We start from the raw sequence: 23,602 nt of genomic DNA, 5'->3' as shown, positions 1-23,602 counted from the left end.
GCAGCCTTTTGCGCAGGCCCGCTCGACTGCCGGGGGCCACTTGCCGAAAACACACGAAAGCACTTTCACCGCAACCCGCCGTTTAGTCGCCAGTGCACCCATGTGCCTGCCCATATAGCAAAAGGCAATTCGACAAAACCCCACGCGACCGTAATTGCAGCAACGTATGTCGTAACGTAACCGGCGAGCAACATTCCCCACTGTACCCAGGCCCAGACCAGAAACCAAACGCAAAGGCCCGATACGACACCCGCACGACAGGGGTTAGGAAACGCAGACTTAAGAGTAGCCGCCAGCCAGACAGAAAAGATGCCAAGGAGAAGCAGCTTAAGTAGTCCCTGTACTGCGACGAGTGGGGTTGGTTGAGGAAGGGAAAAGCGCGAGAACAGATAGACCCATTCGTCAGCGAGAACGACCAAATTCAGGACTGCCTCACCGGCAACAATTATGAGTCCAGCGACAACACCGCCGACGAGTAGCGGAAACAGTTTCATGGAAAAGTCCGATCAGAGATAGTGGCCCAACGTAAAGCTAAGGGGCTGGCACGATTGCGGCCGTGCCGCTTGAGCGCCATGTTATACATTTTTGCGGCATAGTTTAAGAACATCCCTCAGCTAGGATTAGCTTACTGGTTGTAGATTTATGTCGTATTGAGAATAACGGTTGAGCCTCAGTATCCCCTAAAAATTCCTTTGCGTTTTCTTTTGAGGGGAACTCAAGAATTACAACACGCTCCGGGCACCAGTCACCTTCCATTACCTCAGGCTCCACTCCTTGCACGATATATCTACCGCTGAAAATCTTGGAAACGGAGCGCGAGCGAAGTGAAGATTTTTAGTCCCCGATAGCCGTAGCGCCGGGCGGGTTTTCGCAGCGAAGCGGAGAAAACCTGCAAGGCATCGCGAAACGGCGTCAAGTCATGCGAGAGCCGATGTTTCGACCCCTTGCTGGGTCGGAACGAGGTGACGCGGACGAATCGGGGCGCCGCAGGCATTAGTGGTCGCGTAATTTTTGCCGATTTTTTCCTGCTGGGAAGCTCGAAAAAATCTTTCGGCAAAAATAGCGACTCCCCGGCACCATGTTTTTTTATAAAAAGAGGTATTTTTTCGATATATTCTCGAAAGCTCTCAAAATTGTTGATTGATAAGTCCAATATCAGGTACGCATTCATTCTTTGGTTCTCTCTAAACTCAAGTCCTAATGTCTATTGATGTATAACGCCAAGCTAAGGGGAGCGTCCCTTTGAGCGACGTGTTATCCATTTGCTTCACCTAGTGTCTGTATGAAAAAATCGTAAGCTGGGTTGCTTAAATATGGTTTCATTCGCATAAAAAGAGACCGTAAGCCAGCCCCATATTGGTCAATAAATTGAGTGCTTCCGCCAGCAATCTCTAATTCATTGGCAGCTGTCAATTCGCAGAATTTATTGAGCGCATCATTCGCTAGCACATATTCTTCGCAAGAAAATCTGTTTCGAAAAACTGGATTCTTAACCATCCCGAACTGGGGCCAGAAGAAGTCTCTATCGCAAGCACAATACATATAAATAACCTCTTCAGATTCCGAGCCGACCAACTTCTGTATTTGCAAGCGCTCATTTAGGGCAAGTAATTTCCCATCATAGCCATCAGTTCCATACACGGCATGATAGAGACCCGCCTTGCATAGAACTTCATTTGCTCCCCAACGATGTAACAACTCGTGGGTTCCTATCAGATGACTGAGTAGGGTTCCATTCAAATGCTCAAACTCCCCAGCGCCAAGGTCTCGCAATCTTTCAAAAATCACGTGATCGATCATTTGGATAAGGTTTTGACTGATTGTTTGGTTTCAATGAGAACTTACAATTACAACAGGAATATTTTCTAAAAGTACCCGAGACAACTAAATCCCACAAGCTATAAAACCTTTGATTACAAATTGGGCATTTGGCTGAAAAAATATGATAAGCCATTAGCCCCCATGAAAGACATAAGCCTGGAATGACCATAAGATTGAATATATCAGGATTCGCACCTGTGTTTATTGATATTACTGCTACAAAAAACGCTAGCACAACAGGGATATAGCAATATTTCCCTTTTTTCGTAATTTTCTTTAACTCAGCAGCTTTTTGGTCATTATCCACGGGTGCCCCAAATCTTATAATGTGGAGCTAAGGGGCGGCGCGCTTTTGCGCCGTCCCGCTTGAGCGCAGGGTTAGCTAAAATAATCATGAAGACTTCCTGCCAAGAAAAAAATAATGAATGGAATATAGGCATATCTGTATTGTTTGGTTCTTAAGGCGATAATCCCCCAAAGAGGATAAGTAAATATGGGGAGCACTGCGATCCATAACAATATGCTTTTCGTCGATCCGGGCGCGTCGAACCCCATACCCGCTCCTAACGAAATAGGCAACCAAAATGCTAATGCAATTTGTGTGAAGGATTTTCCCCGGTCGGTTGGTGGGGTGCTTGAATCGGAGTCATTTCTGATAACTTTCAAGGGGATTTTCCTTGTATAGCTAACGTAGAGCTAACCGGCGCTGCGCGGCTTTATCGCGTAGCGTCCAGCGACTGAAAGGAGCGAGGTTGAGCGCCGGGTTAGGTTTCACTGGCGAGAACTTTACAAGTGCCTTGACCAATGCAGGCCACAGACCAGTAGCCGTTGCCATCAGATTCAAGATGCAGCGAGACCTTCAGTTCGTGTGTAACCGAAAACGCGAGATCATAGCCACCCGCGCTAGACGTAATGCCGGCCGTGAATTCGGTGTGCTTGTGCTGGCGTATGAAGGCTGCCAACTCTGAGTTATTTGGAAGAGGCAGACTCATAAGGATTACGTCGCGCAGCCCCTCCTTGGATAGGGGATCATCGCCCGCCACCAGTAGGAAGCCAGCGTCTGCAATTGAGTCTCTTAGGACGATTGAAGGCATGTTGAGAAACCTAACGTGAAGCTAAGGGGCGCGCCGCAGGCGCGGGGTCCCAGCGACCAAAGAGAGCGAACTTGAGCGTAGGGTTAGACATAGTCCTTGGCATAAACACTGAGAAAATCATCACCTGCCGCGCTTTCTGAAAGAAGGTAATACCCAGACCAGTTGTCCCATCCAGCGAGCAGCCTAGTGTTGCCCCGCACGAAGTCAGGAACGATAACCTCGTCCAAGCCGCGCACGCGATGACCTTCCCGCCGAAAACCATGAACAAATTGTAGCTTGAGCCGCAACCAGAGAGCGAACAGTGGGGACGCGCGCTCAAAACAAAGTTGAAGATGACCATTGGCCGCAGTCGAGAGATTTGCAGTTCGTTCGCGCATGTCTAACGTAGAGCTAACCGGCGCTGCGCGGCTTTATCGCGCAACGTCCAGCGACTGAAAGGAGCGTAAGCGATCTTTGAAGGACGCACTAGAACTGAAACGGACAATGACTTAACCGTTGGCGTACGATTAGTCCGTTAGGGCGTCGAGATTCCAAGGCAACAGCGCTTCGAACTCTTCGACAGTTTTTGCGGTGGGAAGCTTTCGGAACAGATCGACCAGATAGGTGTAAGGGTCGACGCTATTGGCCTTGCAGGTTTCGATCAACGAGTAAAGATTAGCGCTGGCACGGGCGCCGGCCACCGTATCGCAAAACAACCAATTGCGGCGGCCCACCACGAAGGGGCGTATGGCGTTTTCGCAGAGGTTGTTGTCGATGGGCCAAGCGCCGTTGTCGACGAAGCGGATCAGTTTGGACCACTGCGATGACAAGTAATGCAAAGCCTTGCCCAGCAAACTACCGGGGATTACCGCATGCAGATGTTGTAGCAGCAGGGCTTCGATTTTGACCAAAACCGGTCGGCTTTGCTCCTGGCGCCGCTGCCCACGCTGTTCGACGCTCAGGTCTTCCGTCTGAGTTTCAATCGCGTACAGTTCACCCATCGCCGCGATAAACTGCGTCGCCAGTTGCTCCGGGCCGCGCGCGGCTTTAGGAATGGCGGCTTCGGCCTCGACAAAATAACGCCGCGCATGCGCCCAACAGCCGAGGTGAATCGCACCCCGGCTGGCTGCAATGGCGTTATACACCTCATAGCCGTCGCTCATCAGTACCGCGCCGGGTTTGATGCCTTCATACAACGGCTGCGCATGCGTTCCGCCGCGCCCCGGCGTGTAGCTGAACAGCCGAATCGGCGGTCCGGAGCCGGTCATTTGTGCCCACAGATAGCTTTTGCTTTGCGCGGCTCGGCCGGATTCTTTGAGCACTTGAACCACGGTTTCGTCGCCCAGGATCAGATCGGCATCGAGCAGATGGTCGCGCAGCAAGTTGATGATGGGTTGCACTGCGTCGCCAACCCGCACCATGCTAGCCGCCAGCGTGTTGCGCGACAGATCGCCGCCGAAACGGCTCAACAGCGCGGCTTGCCGATACAGCGGCAGGCTATCCTGGTATTTGGCGGTGACGACCCAGGCTAATGCCGTTTCGGTGAGTAAGCCTTTGGGGATGATGCGAACCGGTGCCGGCGTCACGCGAATGCTTTCATCGCAGCACGGGCAGGCATATTTGACGCGGTGATGTTGAATGACTCGCACCTGTTGCGGCACGATGTCGAGCTGCTCGCTGATTTCAGCACCGATTTCCACCAAGAGCGCGCCGTCATGGCCGCAGATGCGTTCGGATTCCGGCAGTTCATGGCGCACGATCTCGCGCGGCAGATGGGGATCGAGCGGTTTGCGGCCGCGCTTTTTGCGGTTGTGACCGGTCACCTCGACCGTTTCGGGTGTCGCTTCCTCGGCCACCGGCGTACCGTTAGGAGCTAAGGCTTCGGCTTCATTCAGGAACAGGTCGCGCTGGGCTGGATTGGCCCGCGCCTCGGATTTTGCGGCATACAGCCTATGCAAAAAGGCATCCACACGTTCTTTCAATAAATCACGCTCGACCGTCACTAACCGCAGTTGACTCGCCAGCCGTTGCTGCTCGGCCAGCAAGGCTTGGTAGTCTTCGGTGGACAGCGTGATGGTGGGCGTCATGCCGTTATTTTACCGGCTTTACATCCGCGTTTCAGCCTACTTGGGTATAGGTTCGTGCCGGATGCGGCCGCATCGCGGCCAAGTCAATACCGGCTAACAACCAGTGGAGTTGCTCGACCGTCAACATCACAACTGCTGCCTCTTTCGGCCAGTGAAAACGGTCGGCTTCCAGCCGCTTGAGCATCAACCAAAAACCGGTGCGGTCCCACAACAGCAGTTTGATCCGATCCCGCCGGCGGTTGCTGAACACGTAGATGGCCGGCTCGAACGGATTCAAGCCTAATGCCTGCTCAACCAGCAGCGCTAAACCATTGATGGCCTTGCGGCCGTCGACCGGCTCGCGGTGCAGGTAGACCTTCAATCCTGCGTCGAAACGAAACATGGCAGCTCGGCCAACGCCTTCAAAATCACCGGCAGGTCGCTCAGTGCGACAGGCTGTAACGCGAGTTTAACGCCGTTGGGCAACTCCGCACTGAGCGCTGACTCAGCCGGTTTCTCTGCGCTCAGCGACTGAACGGGCACAAAAGCCGGCAACGTTAATGGACTGTTCGGATTCGGATGTCCTGTTTCTCGGTAATGCCCCATCCACTTGCGCAGCAGATTGGCATTGATACCGTATTGCAGAGCGATCTTGGCAACCGATGTGCCCGAATGCAAGCAAACTTTCACTAGCTCCCGCTTGGCTTCCGGATCATAAAGGCAACGGCCGTCTCGCCCGTGCCCCACGATTAATGGCCGCGATAATCGCGTGTTATGCTCCTTCATAGGTGTCCACCTGATTATAAGTGGACACTATCTTCGTTCCTTTCGAGCTGTTTATACAGATGCTGTTAAAGGACCGCTTACAAAGGAGCGTGGTTGAGCGCCGGGTTGGGCGTGATTTCAGCAAACGAGGGCATTTAGTTATTCGACAATCGGTGAATAATCCAGCGGGTGTTGCTGTTGGCGCCGCTCGAAGCTCTCAACCAACACCCCATCGTCTGGGACCAGAGCCCAATAGCGTTGATCGAACTCAGCTTCAAGAGGCTCCAAGTCATCGCCTTGGCGAATAGCCTTTTGAGCAGCGCCAATAAGGTCGGCGATACCTCCAAAGCCAAAGTACGTGTAACCGGCTTGGGCGGCAACGAGTTGCTCTGCGGAAAGGCATTCGACTGCGTTAAGGACTCCGCCATTCATGGTCGGGCCGTGAAAGAGCAGCAACCCAGCCAAAGCAGTGTCGCCGGGGCGAGGAGATTCCCCTCCACCTTGACATGCGCGATTCCAAATCTTGTCCGTGCCGGTTAGTTCATACATGGCATGACGCCCAACGTAGAGCTAACCGGCGCTGCGCAGCTTCATCGCGCAGCGTCCAGAGAGCGAAGCGAACGGGGTTGAGCGCCATGTTAGGGGTTGTTTTCATGCGCTTGCTGCCGAGCCAGTCGCCCTTTTCCTAGAATGAGCGGTGAATCACCCTCAGGCTCACCTTGTCTTATCTCTTCCAGCGTTTGCCAAAGCAAAAACGTACCGTCTTTAGTGGCCTTGCCCATGACAACGGCACCGTTGCGCCCGCTGGTGACAACAAGAACTGCTGTATTGCCAACCACCACACCTTTGACCGTACGTTCGCCGCCCTCGTTTAGCCGGCCACAGCCTGGCGTTGAAAATGTGTGGTCACCGGAGATTCTGTTTCCGTTTTGCACAAGTACGAATGTGGCTAACCCACACTCAACACGACTCTCTTGTTCTGTTTTTGAGCGCAGATCAATAGACCACGTGCCATTGAAGCTGGTCTCCGCGGCCGAAGCTGAAGAGGAAATGGCAACAATGACAAACATGCAGAGCGAGGCGAAAAATGCGCGCACCAATGACCCCTAACGTGGAGGTCACCGGCGCTGCGCGGCTTTATCGCGCAGCGTCCGGTGGACCGCAGGGTTATGCCTTGCCATCACGCTTACTAACAGCATTCTTTGCCCCATCTGGAAGACTTGAGAATAGATTTGCAACGTGTTTAGGCTGGGTGATCTGGTTCTCGACAATTAGATTTACAAGGCCGAAAAGTGCCAAAGCAGTTTGAGGCTGGTCTTCAATATTCATTTCCCCAGGATGAACCGAGTTGTTGCCCACAACGCGAACGACATCAAGAGCTTGTTGAACTCGAAGAGGGAGTCCGTTTTGAACAAGGGCTGCAATATCCTCGTTGATGTTGTTCCCCGTACCCCCAAGATGCACAGCGAGCTTTTGCACACAGAGCCTAAGCAACGCAGCTGCCCCACGCGGAGAGCTCTCCACGATGGATCGTGCCTCCATGTAGTCCTTCATACATTCGGCGGGCAAATCTGGATTAGGCAACGGTGCAACAGATGATTTTGGGTGGATCATCTCCTGGATTCCGTAGCCCTCTTCGTTTAGCCAGATTGACTCTTTGCTACAGTGGTGGCAAGAGGCGGTCCAGATTGGTGACCAAGATAAGCCGCGTGTTGTCATCGCTCCCAAGTTGCTCCAATCCATTGCGGCATATGCACCGCAATGTGGGCAGGTGAATGCCTTCTTGTTTAACTCAGGTGGTTCGTAAGCATCGGCCATGATCAGGTACCAAAGGCATAACACCAGCCGTAACCGGCGCATTTGTAGTGAGCGTAGCGAGCGAAAAATGCGTCCGAGTTTACGGCCTTGTTAGGTATTTTTTCGCTTCCGCGCCGACTCACTTTTAACAGCCTCATGAATCTCTTTAAAAAACATCCCCATTTCATCTTGAAACGCAACATTCCTCAGTAAGTTCGGCAAGCGAGGCGAGCGAACCTCTGGAGGAAATGAAATATTGGCAAATATTGGGTAGGGTATTCCTTCAACTTCATCCAATGAGAATCGAGATGCCAATGGGTAACCTGCATTTTCAAATTTGTTTATCAAAACTTCACGTATTTTCTCTTTGTACAACTCTGGCTTTTGCTTGATGTACCGCCTGTTTACGCCAGATAGGTGAGTAGCTAACTGAAACATCATATCAGGGAGGATTTCTAAATTATTAGAATAGAGGATTAATAGGCTTGAGTTGCCAAAATAGTCAAAATCCCCCTTAGTGTATAGCTCCTGTAACTTGTCCGCTCTTTTGCGTAAGAGGCACGAATGCACAAGAGCTGATGCACTATAGCCTTGAAACGACCCATTATCATGGTGTCTTCTCAGTAATTTGATTTCATCAAATGCCGCATCAAAATCCCCATAAACTAATTGCCTTTCTAGGCCGTAGTAATAAACAAACACATACCCAACATCTATTTCTGCCGTAACATCATAAAGCCACCGCAGATATAAACCCCGCTGCTCTGGGTTCATTCCGCTATAAGAAGGAAAATATGAGAGCTTTTCAACATTATCAGGGGCAGGTGGATCTATGGCAGGTAATACGGCATATATTGTGCTGGGATCATCAGACACTTCCTGATTGAGGTCGACATCTCCAGCTTCAGAAATTGAGATGGTGAATTGCAAGCCAAAGCCATGATCCTTTGGCTTGTCGTAAGAAATGAATAGGAGTTCCTTCCGATATGGAGGAATTTTATTGATTGCTGGATTTGTCTTCGTCCTTGGAATTAGCTTATTCAGTAATGACATCGAACCATCCCTTCAGGCCTTCTTATGCCTAAACGCGTAGCGAAGCGGAGCGTCCCTTTGAGCGATGTGTTATGCGAGCATAAGCACTTCATCAAACCATAAGTCTTCATAGTTGTTTTCATCAATTAGAAATCTATAGCCCGGTGGGAGCTCAAGATATTTTTTAACTTGTGGAAGATAATTTTCAAGGTGCTCTACATGTAACGGTGAAAAGGCGTCATTCTCTGTTGGCATTTCAGTGCCGCACCACAAATACCAGCCATTCGTCCCGTTCTTAGGTCTGAGACGCAACCCATTTATCGGTTCTTTTCCGAGCGTCCCCAGCGCTATGCCCAATTTTGAAGCCCGTTCGGGAGGATTGGCTTGAACGCCTTCCAATTCGCAGATTGTAAAATCTTTTCGTTCACGCATAGCTACTGAAACGCATAACGTAATGTATACGACATCGCTTGTCCTATAATCCAGAGCATTATGTCGTATAATCCTTTTTTCATGATGGCAAGTTATTGTTTGTGAAAGAATTCGCTCGGGCAAACGGGACATGTTATGGAAACAAATACGACATCGGCACCGCCAAAAAAACGACTGGATCAGGTACGCGATAAAATTCGTTTCAAGCACTACGGCCTGAGTACCGAGGATACCTACGTGTCCTGGATTAAGCAATTTATTTTGTTTAACGCCAAACGTCATCCGACGAAGATGTGAGCGGCCGAAGTCGAACGGTTCTTGACCTATCTGGCAACCGAGCGACATGTCTCCAGTTCCACGCAAAATCAGGCTTTGTCGGCCATTCTGTTTTTGTATCGCGACGTGTTAGCGATGCAATGGCCTTGGTTGGACGGCATGGCCGAGCTTCGCCGATCGGCGGCGGCCTATTTCAACGGTTTATAAGCCCGTTTTAGTCGGCTACCGCCGTCCGATTTCAACAATCGCAGGCTCTGTAACAAAGAACGCCGGTTAGCTCGCATCCCTTGCCTATAGTCCTGTTCGAATAACGCCGGTTGCCAGCCAGCGCTTGGCACTCGGATGCCATCCAACGCCTGTTAGTGCTCTAGTAAACAATGTAGCGCGCGTTTCTGAATTTGGCCTACGCTTTTCATCTGCGGACTGCTCCATCGTCCGCCGTATCAGCCACGCCAAAAGGAGCCCGACATGAACCAGCATCTGATTTCTTTAAGCCTTTCCGACAACGATCTCGCGGATATAGACGCCGCCCTGAAGACATTGGAAGACCGCTTCGCCGGCTTTCTGGTCTTAACCCCGGAAGAGCGTCGCGCCATCCCCAAGATGGGCGATAAAACCGAAGCGTTTTGCCGTCAGACGCTGACGGTGTCCAGCCAAAATACGTCCGCCATTCCGCCCGGTCTGGATACCGCCTCGGCGGAAGCCGATCTGGCGACGCTCGATAGACTCCGCCCTCGCCTGCATCGGCTGCGCGATTTATTGAGCAGAGCCGAAGATACCGACATGGCGCAGGGCAGCGATATTTATAGTTTTAGTCTGGATGCTTATGCCTCGTTGAAAATCGCCGGTAAAGGCGCGGGATTGGAAACGCTACGGCAGGCCATGTCGGTTCGATTTAACCGCGGCGCCAAGCCAAAAACCTAAGCCGGCCAGCCTGTCGGCTAAACAAGATAAGTAGGTCAGCCGCCCGGCTCGGCCTTCCGGCACACCAACCAAGCTCCAGCCCATAGCGGAATAGATAAAGGCAAGGCTCGCAAGCTTTGCCGCTAACCCCGCAAGCTTATTCGCAGCACTCGCAAGGTTCCAAGCCTTGCCCGCAAGGTAAATGACTTTGCGGGCAAGGCAATTTTCTCTGGGCGTAAGCCTAAAAAGCCTTGAGCGCAAGGCATTAAACTCCAACCACACGCTTATTTGGCTTGCGCGCAACGAAAAAAACCTTGCCCGCAAGCCAAATAAGCTTGCGCGCGACTCTAATTTACTTGTGCGCAAGGCTATGAAGTTTGCGAAGTTGGCAACGCATCGATCATGCCGACCCAGTACGTTTGTACCGGCACAAATGCGTTATTGCCAAAAGCCGCCAAACTGCGCCAGCATGCCGGCAGTGTTTAATTTGCAGGATACGGACCATGGCGGAGGATAGAAAACCCGAAAGCGGCGGCTACGGTTCGCCGTTGCCGATTGCATTAATCGTGACCATGTTGGCGAGTTTGTTGATCGGCCATTCCCTGCCCTATCAGGACGAACGGCCTTCGGCCGACCCGCTGAAATCCAGCCATCCGTCGTTGCAGAATATCGACGCCCGGCTTTGGCAAGATCCGTTTTCCACTGTCGAAAATGCCGCCAACGCGGCCAACAAGCCCGCCGCCGAGGCGAAATCGTTAACGCTGTTTCTGGACGGCCGTCCAGCCAATGTTGAAATTCGCCCGTCACCGACTCCGCCACCATCGGTTGAAAAGAAATCCATCGTTCCGGACACGCTAAAACACTCGAATCAGGCCATCACGGTGATGGCGGTTACCTTGCCTGGGGGACCCTATCCCGAAGAAGCCGAGCAGCGCATGCGCCGCCGCTATGCCGTGCTGTCCGGCTTGGCGAATCAAGACTGGATACCGAGCGACGAACAGCATATCGGCGCCTTCGAGCCGGACCAAGACGATTTGCAAAAAAAAGTCCCGTTCGAATGGTGGTTGCCGCGCGACGGAAATCAGAAGTCGCCGATCCTGGTGCTATGGCTGGATGAAGCCAGCCTGACCGAAACCCCGTTTGCCAAAATCAACCGCTTGCTGAAACTGGCCGTCCCCGAACACGACCAAGTCAGCTATCGGGTGATCGGCCCTAACAGTTCGGCGACTTTGCGCACGATGCTGGCGGAAATCGAAAACCCGTCCTTCGCGCATCCCCCCTGCCCTACATCACCCAAACTTGGCGATGCCGCCGATTGCAGACTCGACATCGGTTTTTACGCGGCGGCGGCCACCGCCGCCGACTTCGAGTTGAGCAGTTTATGCAGCAACGCAAGCGAGCGTTGTCTGGAAAAGCTCTTCAGCGACAAGGGCATCCGCTTGCTGCGCACCACGTCCAGCGATGACGACTTGATGAAGGCCTTGGTCAGCGAATTATCGTTGCGGCGCATCACCGCCGACGCACATATCGTCATCTTGTCGGAGTGGGATACCTTCTACGGCCGCGCCATGCGCGATACCTTTGTGAAAACCTGGCCGTCCAAACCCAAGACGACACCTCCCGACAGCCTATGCGGTCAGAAAACCGTGCATAGCTACAGCTATATGCGCGGCCTGGACGGCAAATTGCCGAAATCCGGCGATAAGAGCGCGGATGCCAAGGCATCCGGCGCGAACAAGGACAAACCAACCGAAAACGCCAACATCGAAACGCCCGAAGGCCAAAGCCAAAAAGACTATCTGCGGCGACTGGCCGGTAATATCGCCGAACTGGACGCGTGCCTTATCCAGAGCAGCCCCGACGGCGGGATTGCCGCGATCGGCATCCTGGGATCGGACGTCTACGACAAGCTGATGATTTTACAGGCCTTGCGCCAGTACTTCCCGCATACCTTGTTTTTTACCACCGATTTGGACGCCATTTACAATCATCCGAGCAAATGGTTGCAAACCCATAATTTGTTGGTAGCGGCGCCCTACGGCCTATATCTTGACGACCAGTGGCAAGGCAGCATCCCGCCGTTTCGCGACAATTATCAGACCGCGCTGTTCCTGTCCACGCAGCTGGCCGTCACGCCCCCACCGCTTAACATCAAGCCCATCATACCGACGCTGTTCGAAATCGGCCGTAGCCGGCCGATTCCGTTGGCGGTGCCGCGCTGCGATGACTCGCGCGGCCTTTCGCCCAATCCCGAGCACTGCATGTGGCCGAACTGGGAGCAAACGGATCAAGGGATTCAACCGGCCGTCAAATCGAGCCGCTTCAGTTTTGAATTCAAAAACCTGCTGTTTTTAAGCCTTAGCCTGATCTGCATGGCCTGTCTGGTCAGTTGGCAAATTCGCAAATGGGCATTGTCGGCCGTTTGCCGGGTTTTAGACAGCGGACTCACGGCCTGCATCGCCACGGCGGTGGCGTTATCGGCGCTGGGCATTTTTGTGGTTTTTAACGAATATCTTGCCAGCCCGATGGCCGAACCGTTTTACTGGCTGGAAGGCGCCAGCATCTGGCCGACCGAGGGCCTGCGCTTGGTTTCCTACCTGGTTGCTGTGGCCTTTTTTTGCTGGGGACAACGCCGGCTAGCCCAAATGCGCGTAACCGTTTCCGAAACGTTCGGTTTGCCGAACCATGCCGATGCGTCGATCAAGGAATGCAAGCTGATGTTTGTCGGTAGTTGGGAGGTGACGGAAAATTGCACCCAACCCGGCCGCTGGGATACGCTCCGGCGAATGTTGACTCAACGCGTGCCGCCGTTCTCCGACTGGCTGGTGAAAGATCTGTTGCTGATCGCGACGCTTGCGTGGTTGATTTACTACTATTCCCAAACCTGCGTGCCGCAAACCCCGATGGCGCTGCCGCTGCAAACTAAGCTATACCTTGGCCTGAGCATCTTGAGCTTTGTCGGCTTGACCCTGTTAGTCATGAATTCCGCGTGCGCGATCGGCATCCGACTTGGCGCGGACGCAATCCAGCGCAAACTCGCCACGCCCGCGGCAGCCACCGCCCGGCTCTGGCAACACTATCTAGGTTATCTGGACAACACCAAACTGGGCATTCCCGGCAACCTGCTCCGGGTATTGATCCATAGCCTGGCCTTCATCGTCGTCGCCGGCATTACGATGCGCTTCGGGCAACTTCCTAATATTCCGGCGCGCGGTACCTCGGTGGTCGCGGTGAATGCCGCCTTGTTGCTGCTGTCGGTTCTGTCCACGGTTATGCTGACCATGTGGGTGGTCGAGCACGCGCGGCTGTGCGAACGCTTGATCGCCAATCTCACCCAACAGAGCGATGGCTGGAACCGGCGGGCCATCGAGCATGCCCAAGCCAACGCGGTCGCCGAACCCTGCGTTTCGGAATGGTTGAAAATCCAGTTGGTCAAGGAGCTGACCAAAGCCATGCAGCCGTTGATCTGGGGCCCGGTCGCGGTGATTGGATTGATGGTGCTGGCGCGCAATCCGGCCATCGACGACTGGAATTTGCCCTGGGGCCTGCGCACGGTGTTTATCTTGATGTTTATCTATGCATTTTCGGCGGAATGGCTGTTGCAGCGCGGCGCCAGAACCACCCGGCGCCGAGCGATCGAGCAATGGAGCTTTAAGGTAAGGGAATTGCGACACTCAGGTAACGCGACGAGCGCGGAAATCGATCGGATCGAATCCGAGATCGAAAGCGCCCGCGCCCTGCGCGAGGGCGCCTTCCGGCCCTGGTACGAATGGCCCTTGCTGCAAGCCTTCGGCGGCACCGGCGCGCTACTGGTGTTGTTTCAACAACTGTCGGAATACTGGACGTTGAGCCAATATTAAGCGCCCGCCGGACCGATGAACCACCCGCCGACCTGGCAATGCCGCCAGCCGCGCTCCGGTAAACCGATCGAGACCCTTGCGTTGCGGCACCCAATCTACCCGCGCTGGCGCGGCGGAACCCTACGAATTTGGTAGGGCTATATTAGTTCCGCTTTGTCCGATTAGGAAATCAACATCGTCATCCCGGCATGGATTGCCGGACCGGTTAGAGCGCGGAGCGAATCCAAACGTCATGGACTGATTTAAGCCAACCATCCATGACATTGGATGCCCGCTTCCCGGCGGGCATGACGGCCTTGAACAAATCCGACAAAGTAGAATTCGCCAAATCCGCTTTCAGTCGGCGAACGCCGAGGGTTTAATCCGACCCGCCAAATTAAGCCTGTCGATGGCCGTGGCACTTCATAATACGAAACACCCGCCCAATTGAAACACGCTTTCACCCCGTTGACTCGCCAGCAAATTCACGCAGTAAATCAACCAACTGCGGCTATCGCCGTGTTCGTCAACCGCGATAATCCAACTGGGCACCATGCCCATTTCCTCGTAGCTGCAGTGGTACAGCGGCTGAACACCGTTATGAAACACTTGCAGATACTGATTGGCCCTGGCCATTTGAGTCGCCAGGGTGTTGGCTCGATTCATCGCCCCTTGATTGGTGTTGTCGTTGGAATGCAGCATCACGGTCCGGCCGCTGTGCATATCCTTCGCGATCAAAAAGGAACAGCCCGAGAACGGACCGCTGATCACAACGCGCGCGCCCGGATCGAGTTCCATGCCCGTGCAACAATTTTGACCCCATTTTAGAAACCGAATCGGCGTTTTTACCCCCGCATTGGTTTCTCGCAACAGGGAAACCACCTTTTTGTCCGAAGTAATCTGCGCGACGTTCTCCAGCGGATCGTATTTCAGTAAATTATTGTTAAAGACCGCAATCGGCATCGCGTTGAAGTTGGTGCTGACCATTTGCGGCGTGGCTTTTCCGTAACTTTTAGCTAAGGTTTTGATGGTATCGAAGGCAATACCGCTATTGATGTTTGGCATGGGGCGTCTCGTTTAGAATTTTTATCGGGGCAACAGCGTCGAGCGGAGCTCGCCCAAAGTATAGAGTCTTTTGCGCCGCCGGCAGCCCAAGACGCGCGCCATCGAGTTCGGCTTAATTGATAGCCCGCGCTCGCCGGCTCCGCGAGCTATTGTAGGTTGCGATTCGGCGGCAGACCTTCGTCCGTTACGCTTACCCGCCGGATAATCCATTGAAATGCCTAAACAACTGGTGGCTTTTACTATGAAAGTCGCCGGATGCCGCGCCCAATCCGGTGCCGGAAGGCTGTCAATCGCGGCTAAAGCCGCTCCAACACATTTTCTCGATGCCCGGCTCGCGCCCCAACCCACCACTATTGGCGGCCGCCGCGAATAGTGGCGGGCATATGGGTGTCGTTGCGACGGTTGATTGCGGCCGAATATCCGCTAATAGATTGAATTCGTTTGGTTATTTTCGACAACCTCCAGTTGGCACGGCGTTTGTAATACCTAATACGTCGCGGCGAGCGCCGCCGACATCACTCAAACCAAACCACTTAATTGGAGATACCACCATGAAAAACTCGAACACTATCATTACCAGCGCTGTCGCCTCGTTGTTAGCCTTGGCCGCGATCGGCGCGCAAAGCACGGCGGTGGCCGCAGACAAGATGGACATGGAGAAATGCTATGGCGTCGCCAAGGCCGGCAAGAACGATTGCAAAACCTTGTCCAACGCCTGCGCCGGCCATTCCACCAGCGACGGCCAAAAAGACGCCTTCATCGCCGTGCCGGCCGGCACTTGCGAACGCATCGTCGGCGGCCAAACCCAGATGCCCGGCATGTAAGCCGCCGCGATGACGACGCCACGATCCTCACAACTTTCGCGGCGGGTCGCCGCGCCGATTCCGGCTTGCGCCGGAGTCGGCCTGCGTTCGGCCCATCACGGCGACGCCTTGGCCGGCCCGGTGCCGGTCGGCTGGCTGGAAGTCCACAGCGAAAACTATTTCGGCGCCGGCGGTCCGCCGCTGCGCTACCTGGAAACCTTGCGAGACGCGTTGCCGATCAGTCTACACGGCGTCGGTCTGTCGCTGGGTTCGACAGACCCGCTGGACAGCGAGCATTTACGCCAACTCAAGCATTTGATCGGCCGCGTCGAGCCCGGTCTGGTCTCGGAACATTTGAGTTGGAGTTCGCAAGGCGGCCGCTATCTGAACGACTTGCTGCCGCTGCCTTATACCGAAGCCACGCTGCTCCACCTGTGCGACCGGCTGAACCGGGTCCAGGATTTTCTGGGACGGACGCTGCTGATCGAAAACCCGGCCGGCTATCTGCAATACCGGGAAGCCGACTACAGCGAAAGCGGGTTTTTGAACGAACTGGCCCGGCGTAGCGGCTGCGGAATTCTGCTGGACGTCAACAATCTGTACGTGTCCAGCCACAACCTGCATTGGAACGCGGCCGATTATCTGGCCGAGTTGGACGGCGAGCGGGTAGGCGAATTGCATCTGGCCGGCCATGCGTTGCGTACTATCGATACCGCGAGCCTGCTGCTGGACACCCACGCCGGGCCGGTGGCGGCACCGGTCTGGCAACTATTCCGGCAAGTGTTGCAACGCTTCGGCCGGCGGCCGACCTTGATCGAATGGGATGCGGATTTGCCGGCCTGGCCGGTGTTGCTAAACGAGGCCGCCAAGGCCGACGAGTTATTGGAGACCAACGATGCATGCATTGCGTGATTTGCAACAAGACATGGCGGACTACGCGTTCGGCCTGGCCGAACGGGTGCCGGCGGCTATCGTCGGCGGCGAAATCGCCGCCGAAAAACGCTTGGCGCTATATCGCAACAATACTCGCCTGGGCCTGACCCAAGCCTTGCGCGAGGTATATCCGGTCGTCGAACGCCTGGTCGGCGAGCAATTTTTCAATTATCTGGCGCGGTTTTTCATCGAAGCTCATCCGCCGGCGCAAGCAGCCTTGCTGCATTACGGCGAGGCGCTGGCCGATTTTTTGACCGATTTTCCGCCGACCCACGGGCTGGACTATCTAGCCGATGTCGCCCGCCTGGAATGGTACTGGCACGGCGCCTATCACGCCGCCGACGCCGCGCTGCTGGACGCGCGCGGCCTGGCGGCGGTGCCGGCCAGCCTTTATCCGGCGCTGCGTCTGCGCTTCCATCCGTCGTTGCGTTTGTTGGCGTCGCCTTACCCGGTTTTCGCGATCTGGCAAGCCAATTTGCCGGACGCCGACGCCGCCACGCCGATTTCGCTGGCCGAAGGTGCCAGCCATGTCGTGGTGCATCGCAACGGTTTCGAGGTGAACGCCAGCGAAATCGAACGCGGCGAGTTCCGGCTGCTGTCCGCGTTGGCGGCCGGATTGACGCTGAGTCAGGCGATGGACCGGCCAAGCGGCGAAACCACCGCGCCGCCGCTAGACCTTTATCTACCGCGCTGGTTGCGCATGGGTTTGCTAACCGGCTTTTTTATCCGTTGACAGAGATTTGCGATGCACAGTATCTATTTTCATCCAACCACCAAGACGCCGAAACCGGCGATATTCGAGACCCTGACCAACCGGACCGCCGCCGCAAGCGATTTCGCGCTGAGGCTTTGGCTGGCCCACGCATTCTGGGTATCCGGCCAACAAAAATTGGCCAGTTGGGCCGGCACTCTGTATTTGTTCGAATACGAATACCGGGTGCCGCTGCTCGCGCCGGAATGGGCCGCCTACCTGGCGACCGCCATCGAATTGGTGTTACCGGTATGCTTGGTTTTGGGTTGTTACGGCCGGGTAACGGCGACGCTGTTGGCCTTGTTCAACGCCGCGGCGGTGTTGTCCTACCCGGATTTGGGGCCGGCCGGGCTGGAACAGCATTTGGCCTGGGGTTTGGTATTGTTGTCGCTGGCGGCGCGCGGCCCCGGCGCTTGGTCGGTGGACGCTTGGCGGCGGCTGACTCGGCGGGAGGCAACATGAGATCGCACGGCGCAATCGGGTTCGTCCTGTTGGCCGCCAGCGCTACGGCGCTGGCCGGCGACGGCATCGCCGACACCTTCACCACGCTGGTTTCAGCCAACGGCACGATCCGCGCGCCGGACGATGTTCGCGGCCGCTGGGTGCATTTGGGATCGTGGCTGGTGTCCGATCCGCAGGCCCCCGGATACGGATTCCACGACGTCTACACCCAAGCCGATGCAGCGGCCGAATTTCGTCGCGGCGGCCGTTTTCCGGACGGTACGGTGCTGGTCAAGGAGATTCGCGCAATCGGCCGCCAAGCCTTGAGTACCGGCCAAGCCGACTATGCCAGCGCGATCAAGCTTCGCTTTGTCATGGTCAAGGATGCCAAACGGCGTTTTCCAGGCCACCGGGATTGGGCCGACGGCTGGGGTTGGGCCTTGTTCGATGCCAAAAGCCCGCAAGCCAACATTTCGCAAGGTTACCAGGTATCCTGCCAAAACTGCCATTTGCCGGCCAAGGCCACCGACGGCGTCTATCTGCAAGCTTACCCGACGCTGTCGGCGCCAGGAACCGAAACCGCCGGTCCAGGCTCTACCCAGCGATCACCCGAATCCGCCCATAAATAGGAGCGCCCCGCATGATGCCGATCAAACCTTCCGAAATTACCCCCAAGGCCGTGTTCGAAGCCCGCCGCGACTTTATGCGCGGCGCCGGCGGCGCGCTGTTGGCCGCCTTGTGGCCGGACTGGCTGAGCGCCGGCGAAAAATGGCCGGACGTTAAGGCGTCGGCCTATAAATTAGACGAAGAATTGACGCCTTATAAGTCGGTCACCGAATACAACAATTTTTACGAATTCGGCACCAGCAAGGACGATCCGGCGGCTCGGGCCGCGAGCCTGAATGTCCGGCCCTGGACCGTCGCGGTCGAGGGCGAGGTCCGCAAGCCCAAGGTATTCGACATAGCCGAGTTGCTGAAACTGGCGCCGCAGGAAGAACGGATTTATCGGCTGCGCTGCGTGGAAGCCTGGTCGATGGTGGTGCCGTGGCTGGGATATTCGCTGGCCGAATTACTGAAACGGGTGGAGCCGACCGGCAACGCCAAATACGTTGAATTCGTCAGTCTGCACGATACGGCGCAAATGCCGGGGCAAAAATATCCGGTACTGGATTGGCCTTACCGCGAAGGCCTGCGCATCGACGAAGCCATGCACCCGTTAACCTTGCTGACCTTCGGCCTGTACGGCGAACTACTGCCCAAGCAGAACGGCGCGCCGATTCGGGTGGTCGTCCCTTGGAAATACGGCTTTAAGAGCGCGAAATCCATCGTCAAAATCCGTTTGGTCGAAAAGCCGCCGCTGACCAGTTGGATGAAGGCCGGGCCCAGCGAGTACGGCTTTTACGCCAACGTCAACCCGGACGTCGATCACCCGCGCTGGAGCCAAGCCAAGGAACGCCGGCTCGGCGAATTTTTAAAGCGCAAGACCCTGCCCTTCAACGGCTATGCCGAGCAAGTCGCCGGGCTATACAGCGGCATGGACCTGCGGGAGAATTTTTGACGCGATGAGCTGGAAAAACCCAAGTTCGAAACGCATCGCGTTGCTGAAAGTCACGCTGTTCACGGTGGCCTTGTTGCCGTTGGCAAAGCTGGGTCATGCCGCCTATACAGATAGCCTAGGCGCCAATCCGATCGAAAAAGTCACTCACCTGACCGGTTACTGGGCATTGACTTTTTTGTTGGTCACATTGTCCGCGACGCCGATGCGGCTGTTGACCGGCTGGTCCTGGTGGTTGCGCTTGCGGCGCATGCTGGGCTTGTTCGCGTTCTTTTACGCGCTACTGCACTTTCTAAGTTATCTGGTGCTGGACCAATTCTTCGACTGGCCGGCGATTGCCGAGGACGTGTTCAAGCGCCCTTACATCACGGTCGGCTTCTCGGTGTTTTTAATCCTGCTGGCCTTGGCCGCGACATCGACCAACGCGATGGTCCGCAGGTTGGGCGGCAAACGCTGGCAAGCCTTGCACCGCTGGGTTTACGTTGCGGCTTGCGGCGGCGTGGCGCATTTTATCTGGTTGGTCAAAAAAGACCTGACGCGCCCGCTGACGTTCGCGGCCATTCTCGGTGTGCTGCTGATCGTTCGACTGTCGCGTTTACTACACAGCGACAAGTAACCACATAAAAATTGCTGGAACAGAACTTGCGAACAGCCAGTCGAGCACGAAAAACGGGCGATTCGGCCGGTTTTTGTATCGTTTCCTCCACATTACCCGTCACTAATGTGCGAGGCCCGACACAAGCACCATCACCAAACCGTCCGTTTTTCGGGCCGTTCTCCTTATCCTTATTAACCGGAACAATGAGGTACTTACCATGGCTGAATTTTACGTTGAACTAAACGCGCAAGACACTGGCGAACGCTTTCTGCACAGAGCCGAATGCACGGCATTACCTGCAAAAGACACTTTGCGTTACCTGGGGGCCATTTCGAACCCGACTAGCGCCGCCAAGAAAGCCAGCGAGTTTTTGAAAATGGTCACACCGTGCCCACATTGCCTGCCGGCCGCCACCGCGAAGGCCGCTTGATCGCTAGACGTTAATCCCGTCGCGAACGCGTTGGTTTCAATCGATGGCTCGCCACCGTTGAAATCGACGCCTTCGGGCATTCGAAGGGCTTGTTATCGCCGCTACGCAAGCGCCTATCCTAAAACACCGGCGCCTCAACTTAGGATTCCGCTAAAAATAACTTCCCGAAATGAATTTGTCCCGCCAAACCGTTCGTGCTGAGCCTAGTCGAAGCATGAACGGTTTGGCGCGGTGGATGCCCGGATTTTCCCGTCCATCCTTCGACAAGCTCAGGACGAACGGGAAAATCCTTGTAACCCGAAACAGGGGAGTTATTTATAACCACATCCTTATCAGCCGTCGCTAGCTTGGCTGTCTTTCTTCCGCTTCCAGACAAAATATCCCGCCGCCGCGCTAGCCGCGACGACCAAAAGCATCAGCACCGGATGCTGGTAAAACAACTCGAAAAAATTGCCGACGCCTTGCGACGTTCCACGGTAATACGGTCCCATCGTTCTCTCCCCGCAAATTTCAGAAAATCCGCTTCTACGGCGCCGTTGACCGGCACCGCGAATCCACATCCAGCGTACCGCACGATTCCTCGATGTCCAGGGTGTGGTTCATCGCCACGCCGCCCCGTAACGGCTGGCCGCAAGCGGCCGCGGACATGTCAGCCGCCGAAACGACCGGGTCCGGTTGCCTGAAATAGCCTAGCGAGCAAGTGACAAAGATTTGATTTCGTCGTGAGGATTCGGTGACCGGCCGGGGCGCAATATTCGTTTCGCCCCATCGCGGGGTATTCCCTTCCATTTAATTTCGAGGTCTACATGAACAACACCCTTAAGACGCTGGCCGCCGCCATACCGTTAATATTACCGTTAACCGCTCAGGCCTGGTCCGAGACGTACCGGGAAACCGCTTATACGCTGTCGAACGCCGCGAGTAACTCGGTACTCGCCTTCCGTTTGAACGCCGCCGGCAAAATGCAAGCGGCCGGCAGTTACGCAACCGGCGGCGCCGGCACCGGTGCCGGCTTGGGTAATCAAGGCGCGTTGGCCTTCAGCGAAAACCAGCGTTTTCTGTTTGCGATCAACGCCGGCAGTAATGACGTGTCGGTGTTTAGAGTGCGCGACAACGGCCTGGAATTGGTGCACCGCGCCGCCGAACCCGGCTTGACGCCGGTTAGCCTGACCGTCGCCCACGACCGGGTTTACGTGGTCAACGCCGGCGACGATTCGATTTTCGGTTACCGATTCGATGCGCGTAGCGGCCGACTCTATCCGCTGGAACAGTCTTACCGTAAACTGGGCGACGACGCCAGCGGGCCGGCGCAGATCAGTTTCGACCGCGACGGCGACGCGCTGGTGGTGACCGAGAAAGCCGGTAACAAAATTGTCAGTTTTACCCTGGATAATCGCGGCTTGCCGGACGAGAAGCACAGCTTGGCCTCGGCCGGCAACACGCCGTTCGGTTTTGCCTTCGGCAAGCACAACCAATTCTTCGTTTCCGAGGCGCAGGGCGGCGCGGCCAACGGCGCTACCGTGTCGGCCTACCGCTTACACGAAGACGGTAGCTTGCAATTGCTGGACGGCGCGGTCGCCGTGGAACAAACCGCCGCTTGCTGGCTGGCAACCACGCCGAACGGTAAACTTGCGTTCACCGCGAATACGCCGGCCGGCTCGATTGCATCGTTTGCGATAGGCCGCCACGGCCAGTTGGAATTGCTGCAAGCCCGCGCCGCCGAAGAAAGCCGCCCCAACGATTTGGCGGTGTCCGACGACGGCGGCCGGCTGTACAGCTTGAGTAACGGCGACCACAGCATAGGCGTATATCGAATCGGCGCGGACGGCGAATTGCAATCCGTGACCCATTTGAACACCTTACCGGCCGGCGTTACCGGCTTGGTGGTCCGCTAAATCGAAGCCGGCCGCTCGGTTTGAGCCGAGCGGCCGGCTTTCCTTTCGTTCTATTCACTTTGGAGTTGCCATGCCACTGACCCGCCGCGAATTTCTACGCCTGTCCGGTGCCGCCACCGCCGGCCTGCTGCTACCGGTTACCCAAGCCAAGGCAGCAAACCGCATCAAGGCGGTCGCCTTCGACGGCTTTACGACTTTCGATCCCCGACCGATCGCCGCGCTGGCGGAAACCTTGTTTCCCGGCCAAGGCCAAACCCTGGCGCAATCCTGGCGGACGCGTCAATTCGAGTACGCTTGGCTGCGCACCTTGATGGGCAATTATGCCGACTTCTGGCAGGTCACCGAAGAGGCCTTGATCTTTGCCGCCCAACAACATGCGCTGGAATTGACCGGCGAGAAGCGCGAGCGCTTGATGCAAGCGTTTTTGTCGCTGGACGCCTGGCCGGACGCGAAGGCGGCCTTGCTCCGCTTGAAGGCATCGGGCTTGCGCTTGGCGTTTTTGTCTAACTTCACCGCGACGATGTTGGACGCCTGCGTCAAACAGGCCGGTCTGGAAGGGATTTTCGAGGAGCACCTGAGCACCGACCGGGTCAAGGCCTACAAACCGGACCCGCGCGCGTATCGGATGGGTACGGAAGCGTTCGGTCTACCTCGCGAGCAAATCGTCTTCGCCGCATTCGGCGGCTGGGACGCGGCCGGCGCCAAGGCCTTCGGCTATCCGACCTTTTGGGTCAATCGCGTGCAAGCGCCTCAAGAACACCTCGGCGTGGCCGCCGACGCCAGCGGCAAGACGCTGACCGATCTGGCCGATTTTATTCAGACCTTGGGCTGACAACCGCCTCAAGGACCGACCGGCGTCAAAGCCCCTGCAATGGGCCGGTCGTGCCCACTTAGCATGGCGCTAATTCTAAACTTTGTCGGATTTGTTCAAGACCGTCATGCCCGCCGGGAAACAGGCATCCAGCACCATGGAGGGTAGGCTTAAATCCGGCCATGGCGTCCGGATTCGCTCCGCGCTTTAACGGGTCCGGCCATCCAGGCCGAAATAACGATGCTTATTTAGTCATCTGACAAAGTAGAACTCTAACGCCGACGGCCGAATCGACGCCGTTACCCACAACGCGCCG

31 protein-coding genes and 1 pseudogene are annotated in these 23,602 nt (G+C 55.6%); 13 read left to right on the top strand and 19 right to left on the bottom strand.

All coding sequences use genetic code 11. From position 1 onward, the window contains the following. Positions 1–65: 65 nt before the first annotated feature. The 16 genes from ACQE3E_RS08220 to ACQE3E_RS08145 form a co-directional block, all read right to left on the bottom strand. Positions 66–494 carry a hypothetical protein gene (locus tag ACQE3E_RS08220; RefSeq protein WP_064031098.1) on the bottom strand — a complete coding sequence of 143 codons (429 nt, stop codon included), beginning with the start codon at positions 492–494 and terminating at the stop codon, positions 66–68. A 103-nt stretch (positions 495–597) separates the two neighbouring features. Continuing rightward, complete coding sequence (locus ACQE3E_RS08215) at positions 598–756, bottom strand: DUF1330 domain-containing protein (protein WP_427501495.1); 159 nt, start codon at positions 754–756, stop codon at positions 598–600. 31 nt (positions 757–787) lie between these two features. Next, positions 788–1,171: a hypothetical protein gene (locus ACQE3E_RS08210; RefSeq protein ID WP_427501494.1), complete on the bottom strand. Its 384-nt coding sequence runs from the start codon at positions 1,169–1,171 to the stop codon at positions 788–790. 83 nt (positions 1,172–1,254) lie between these two features. Beyond that, on the bottom strand, positions 1,255–1,800 hold the full coding sequence (locus ACQE3E_RS08205) for a DUF6817 domain-containing protein (protein ID WP_427501493.1): 546 nt from the start codon (positions 1,798–1,800) through the stop codon (positions 1,255–1,257). Next, complete coding sequence (locus ACQE3E_RS08200; RefSeq protein WP_427501492.1) at positions 1,778–2,128, bottom strand: hypothetical protein; 351 nt, start codon at positions 2,126–2,128, stop codon at positions 1,778–1,780. The genes ACQE3E_RS08205 and ACQE3E_RS08200 overlap by 23 nt, the downstream gene beginning before the upstream one ends. 71 nt (positions 2,129–2,199) lie before the next feature. After that, positions 2,200–2,487: a hypothetical protein gene (locus ACQE3E_RS08195; protein WP_427501491.1), complete on the bottom strand. Its 288-nt coding sequence runs from the start codon at positions 2,485–2,487 to the stop codon at positions 2,200–2,202. A 98-nt stretch (positions 2,488–2,585) separates the two neighbouring features. Next, complete coding sequence (locus tag ACQE3E_RS08190) at positions 2,586–2,915, bottom strand: hypothetical protein (protein WP_426994266.1); 330 nt, start codon at positions 2,913–2,915, stop codon at positions 2,586–2,588. An 83-nt stretch (positions 2,916–2,998) separates the two neighbouring features. Further along, positions 2,999–3,292, bottom strand: a complete 294-nt coding sequence (locus ACQE3E_RS08185) for a hypothetical protein (RefSeq protein WP_426994267.1) — start codon at positions 3,290–3,292, stop codon at positions 2,999–3,001. 129 nt (positions 3,293–3,421) lie between these two features. Beyond that, a complete protein-coding gene (tnpC, locus tag ACQE3E_RS08180) occupies positions 3,422–4,981 on the bottom strand; it encodes an IS66 family transposase (protein ID WP_427500839.1) in 1,560 nt (519 codons plus the stop codon). Between the two features lie 31 nt (positions 4,982–5,012). Beyond that, positions 5,013–5,363: an IS66 family insertion sequence element accessory protein TnpB gene (tnpB, locus tag ACQE3E_RS08175; RefSeq protein WP_313727828.1), complete on the bottom strand. Its 351-nt coding sequence runs from the start codon at positions 5,361–5,363 to the stop codon at positions 5,013–5,015. After that, positions 5,339–5,746, bottom strand: coding sequence for a transposase (locus ACQE3E_RS08170; protein WP_231883784.1), 408 nt, complete (start codon positions 5,744–5,746; stop codon positions 5,339–5,341). Before ACQE3E_RS08170 ends, tnpB begins: the two co-directional genes overlap by 25 nt. Before the next feature lie 138 nt (positions 5,747–5,884). Continuing rightward, positions 5,885–6,274 (bottom strand): hypothetical protein, encoded by a 390-nt coding sequence (locus ACQE3E_RS08165; protein ID WP_426994268.1) that lies wholly within the window; start codon positions 6,272–6,274, stop codon positions 5,885–5,887. 89 nt (positions 6,275–6,363) lie between these two features. Beyond that, the gene (locus ACQE3E_RS08160) at positions 6,364–6,822 is read right to left on the bottom strand and encodes a hypothetical protein (protein WP_157197971.1); all 459 of its coding nucleotides are present in this window, start codon (positions 6,820–6,822) and stop codon (positions 6,364–6,366) included. Between the two features lie 70 nt (positions 6,823–6,892). Continuing rightward, positions 6,893–7,543, bottom strand: coding sequence for a DUF4145 domain-containing protein (locus ACQE3E_RS08155; protein WP_427501490.1), 651 nt, complete (start codon positions 7,541–7,543; stop codon positions 6,893–6,895). Between the two features lie 90 nt (positions 7,544–7,633). Beyond that, positions 7,634–8,575 carry a TerB N-terminal domain-containing protein gene (locus ACQE3E_RS08150; protein WP_427501489.1) on the bottom strand — a complete coding sequence of 314 codons (942 nt, stop codon included), beginning with the start codon at positions 8,573–8,575 and terminating at the stop codon, positions 7,634–7,636. Between the two features lie 69 nt (positions 8,576–8,644). Beyond that, the gene (locus ACQE3E_RS08145; RefSeq protein WP_427501488.1) at positions 8,645–8,986 is read right to left on the bottom strand and encodes an immunity protein Imm33 domain-containing protein; all 342 of its coding nucleotides are present in this window, start codon (positions 8,984–8,986) and stop codon (positions 8,645–8,647) included. 135 nt (positions 8,987–9,121) lie between these two features. Here ACQE3E_RS08145 and ACQE3E_RS08140 point away from each other — a divergent pair. From ACQE3E_RS08140 to ACQE3E_RS08130, 3 genes and pseudogenes are all read left to right on the top strand, one after another. Then, positions 9,122–9,469: pseudogene (locus ACQE3E_RS08140) on the top strand (phage integrase N-terminal SAM-like domain-containing protein). A gap of 261 nt (positions 9,470–9,730) precedes the next feature. After that, positions 9,731–10,186 (top strand): hypothetical protein, encoded by a 456-nt coding sequence (locus ACQE3E_RS08135; RefSeq protein ID WP_427501487.1) that lies wholly within the window; start codon positions 9,731–9,733, stop codon positions 10,184–10,186. 482 nt (positions 10,187–10,668) lie between these two features. Next, positions 10,669–14,025, top strand: coding sequence for a hypothetical protein (locus ACQE3E_RS08130; protein ID WP_427501486.1), 3,357 nt, complete (start codon positions 10,669–10,671; stop codon positions 14,023–14,025). Between the two features lie 402 nt (positions 14,026–14,427). On the opposite strand, the gene ACQE3E_RS08125 is transcribed toward ACQE3E_RS08130, so the two are convergent. After that, the gene (locus ACQE3E_RS08125) at positions 14,428–15,069 is read right to left on the bottom strand and encodes a hypothetical protein (protein WP_064031497.1); all 642 of its coding nucleotides are present in this window, start codon (positions 15,067–15,069) and stop codon (positions 14,428–14,430) included. A 551-nt stretch (positions 15,070–15,620) separates the two neighbouring features. Here ACQE3E_RS08125 and ACQE3E_RS08120 point away from each other — a divergent pair. From ACQE3E_RS08120 to ACQE3E_RS08085, 8 genes are all read left to right on the top strand, one after another. Next, on the top strand, positions 15,621–15,893 hold the full coding sequence (locus ACQE3E_RS08120; protein ID WP_064031498.1) for a BufA1 family periplasmic bufferin-type metallophore: 273 nt from the start codon (positions 15,621–15,623) through the stop codon (positions 15,891–15,893). A gap of 9 nt (positions 15,894–15,902) precedes the next feature. Next, a complete protein-coding gene (locus tag ACQE3E_RS08115) occupies positions 15,903–16,784 on the top strand; it encodes a DUF692 domain-containing protein (protein WP_427501485.1) in 882 nt (293 codons plus the stop codon). After that, positions 16,768–17,538 carry a DNA-binding domain-containing protein gene (locus ACQE3E_RS08110; RefSeq protein ID WP_064031500.1) on the top strand — a complete coding sequence of 257 codons (771 nt, stop codon included), beginning with the start codon at positions 16,768–16,770 and terminating at the stop codon, positions 17,536–17,538. Before ACQE3E_RS08115 ends, ACQE3E_RS08110 begins: the two co-directional genes overlap by 17 nt. Before the next feature lie 12 nt (positions 17,539–17,550). Further along, entirely contained in the window at positions 17,551–18,018 is a 468-nt protein-coding gene (locus tag ACQE3E_RS08105; RefSeq protein ID WP_064031501.1) for a DoxX family protein, read from the top strand. Further along, on the top strand, positions 18,015–18,626 hold the full coding sequence (locus tag ACQE3E_RS08100; RefSeq protein WP_313728453.1) for a cytochrome P460 family protein: 612 nt from the start codon (positions 18,015–18,017) through the stop codon (positions 18,624–18,626). Before ACQE3E_RS08105 ends, ACQE3E_RS08100 begins: the two co-directional genes overlap by 4 nt. Positions 18,627–18,637: 11 nt before the next feature. Then, positions 18,638–19,555, top strand: a complete 918-nt coding sequence (msrP, locus tag ACQE3E_RS08095; RefSeq protein WP_313728454.1) for a protein-methionine-sulfoxide reductase catalytic subunit MsrP — start codon at positions 18,638–18,640, stop codon at positions 19,553–19,555. A 4-nt stretch (positions 19,556–19,559) separates the two neighbouring features. Continuing rightward, positions 19,560–20,168: a sulfite oxidase heme-binding subunit YedZ gene (locus ACQE3E_RS08090; protein ID WP_313728455.1), complete on the top strand. Its 609-nt coding sequence runs from the start codon at positions 19,560–19,562 to the stop codon at positions 20,166–20,168. 199 nt (positions 20,169–20,367) lie between these two features. Next, positions 20,368–20,580 (top strand): hypothetical protein, encoded by a 213-nt coding sequence (locus ACQE3E_RS08085; RefSeq protein WP_082885714.1) that lies wholly within the window; start codon positions 20,368–20,370, stop codon positions 20,578–20,580. A gap of 332 nt (positions 20,581–20,912) precedes the next feature. On the opposite strand, the gene ACQE3E_RS08080 is transcribed toward ACQE3E_RS08085, so the two are convergent. Together ACQE3E_RS08080 and ACQE3E_RS08075 are read right to left on the bottom strand one after the other, a co-directional pair. After that, positions 20,913–21,071, bottom strand: coding sequence for an LPXTG cell wall anchor domain-containing protein (locus ACQE3E_RS08080; protein WP_139306192.1), 159 nt, complete (start codon positions 21,069–21,071; stop codon positions 20,913–20,915). 34 nt (positions 21,072–21,105) lie between these two features. Beyond that, entirely contained in the window at positions 21,106–21,228 is a 123-nt protein-coding gene (locus ACQE3E_RS08075; protein ID WP_269454772.1) for a hypothetical protein, read from the bottom strand. 158 nt (positions 21,229–21,386) lie between these two features. Here ACQE3E_RS08075 and ACQE3E_RS08070 point away from each other — a divergent pair, with 158 nt between their 5' ends. Together ACQE3E_RS08070 and ACQE3E_RS08065 are read left to right on the top strand one after the other, a co-directional pair. Further along, positions 21,387–22,475, top strand: coding sequence for a lactonase family protein (locus ACQE3E_RS08070; protein ID WP_427501484.1), 1,089 nt, complete (start codon positions 21,387–21,389; stop codon positions 22,473–22,475). A 70-nt stretch (positions 22,476–22,545) separates the two neighbouring features. Next, on the top strand, positions 22,546–23,307 hold the full coding sequence (locus ACQE3E_RS08065) for a haloacid dehalogenase type II (RefSeq protein WP_427501483.1): 762 nt from the start codon (positions 22,546–22,548) through the stop codon (positions 23,305–23,307). The last annotated feature ends 295 nt before the right edge of the window (positions 23,308–23,602 follow it).

Origin of the sequence: Methylomonas sp. MED-D (assembly GCF_050276835.1) — a bacterium.
Classification (GTDB): domain Bacteria; phylum Pseudomonadota; class Gammaproteobacteria; order Methylococcales; family Methylomonadaceae; genus Methylomonas; species Methylomonas koyamae_A.
This window is presented reverse-complemented; position numbering and strand designations above follow the sequence as displayed.